General features: G+C 56.0%; 1 rRNA gene. It reads right to left on the reverse strand.

Going from position 1 to position 2,276, the window contains the following annotated elements:
* Window positions 1-2,276 (reverse strand): 23S ribosomal RNA (locus AC5RUW_RS16600); the annotation flags it as partial.

A 2,276-nucleotide genomic window follows, 5' to 3' on the forward strand; every position in this document is an offset into this window, starting at 1 on the left:
GTGTATGGAAATCTCATCTTGAAGCAGGCTTCCCGCTTAGATGCTTTCAGCGGTTATCCCATCCGAACGTAGCTAATCAGCGGTGCACTTGGCAGTACAACTGACACACCAGAGGTTCGTCCGTCCCGGTCCTCTCGTACTAAGGACAGCCCTTCTCAAATTTCCTGCGCGCGCAGCGGATAGGGACCGAACTGTCTCACGACGTTCTAAACCCAGCTCGCGTACCGCTTTAATGGGCGAACAGCCCAACCCTTGGGACCTACTCCAGCCCCAGGATGCGACGAGCCGACATCGAGGTGCCAAACCATGCCGTCGATATGGACTCTTGGGCAAGATCAGCCTGTTATCCCCGAGGTACCTTTTATCCGTTGAGCGACGGCCATTCCACAATGTACCGCCGGATCACTAGTCCCGACTTTCGTCCCTGCTTGAGATGTCTCTCTCACAGTCAAGCTCCCTTGTGCACTTACACTCGCCACCTGATTGCCAACCAGGCTGAGGGAACCTTTGGGCGCCTCCGTTACTCTTTAGGAGGCAACCGCCCCAGTTAAACTACCCATCAGGCACTGTCCCTGACCCGGATTACGGGCCGAAGTTAGATATCCAGTATGACCAGAGTGGTATTTCAACGATGACTCCACCCGAACTGGCGTCCGGGCTTCACAGTCTCCCACCTATCCTACACAAGCCACACCGAACACCAATACCAAACTATAGTAAAGGTCTCGGGGTCTTTCCGTCCTGCTGCGCGTAACGAGCATCTTTACTCGTACTGCAATTTCGCCGAGTTTATGGTTGAGACAGCGGGGAAGTCGTTACTCCATTCGTGCAGGTCGGAACTTACCCGACAAGGAATTTCGCTACCTTAGGATGGTTATAGTTACCACCGCCGTTTACTGGGGCTTAAATTCCCGGCTTCGCCTTGCGGCTGACCGGTCCTCTTAACCTTCCAGCACCGGGCAGGAGTCAGTCCGTATACATCGTCTTGCGACTTCGCACGGACCTGTGTTTTTAGTAAACAGTCGCTTCCCCCTGGTCTCTGCGGCCCGCTGCCGCTCCACACGCAAGGTGCTTCACAGCGCAGGCCCCCCTTCTCCCGAAGTTACGGGGGCATTTTGCCGAGTTCCTTAACCATAATTCTCTCGATCGCCTTGGTATTCTCTACCTGATCACCTGTGTCGGTTTGGGGTACGGGCAGCTGGAACCTCGCGCCGATGCTTTTCTAGGCAGCATAGGATCACCGGATCCCCCCATACAGGGGTCCCATCAGATCTCAGGAGTGCTCATCCAAGAGCTCCGTGACGGATTTGCCTATCACGGTCCCTACATCCTTGGACCGGGGCAACCATCGCCCGGCCCGGCTACCTTCCTGCGTCACACCTGTTAATACGCTTACCTCCCGGGATCAGGTCCCGCGCTCCACCAAAACCCTCACACCACAAGGGCGCTCGGGCAGGCTTCGGGCGGTTAGTATCCCCCGATCAGTATGGGCGGTTCTTCGCCGGTACGGGAATATCAACCCGTTGTCCATCGACTACGCCTGTCGGCCTCGCCTTAGGTCCCGACTTACCCAGGGCAGATTAGCTTGACCCTGGAACCCTTGATCATTCGGCGGACGGGTTTCTCACCCGTCTTTCGCTACTCATGCCTGCATTCTCACTCGTGTAGGCTCCACCACTGGTTCACACCGCAGCTTCACTGCCCACACGACGCTCCCCTACCCATCCACACCCCTGAACCACGAAGGCTAGGGTCATGTGTGAATGCCACAACTTCGGCGGTGTACTTGAGCCCCGCTACATTGTCGGCGCGGAATCACTTGACCAGTGAGCTATTACGCACTCTTTCAAGGATGGCTGCTTCTAAGCCAACCTCCTGGTTGTCTGAGCAACTCCACATCCTTTCCCACTTAGCACACGCTTAGGGGCCTTAGTTGGTGGTCTGGGCTGTTTCCCTCTCGACTATGAAGCTTATCCCCCACAGTCTCACTGCTGCGCTCTCACTTACCGGCATTCGGAGTTTGGCTGACGTCAGTAACCTTGTAGGGCCCATCGGCCATCCAGTAGCTCTACCTCCGGCAAGAAACACGCAACGCTGCACCTAAATGCATTTCGGGGAGAACCAGCTATCACGGAGTTTGATTGGCCTTTCACCCCTACCCACAGCTCATCCCCTCCATTTTCAACTGAAGTGGGTTCGGTCCTCCACGACGTCTTACCGTCGCTTCAACCTGGCCATGGGTAGATCACTCCGCTTCGGGTCTAGATCACGCCACT

Source organism: Arthrobacter sp. Y3222053 (assembly GCF_059092805.1).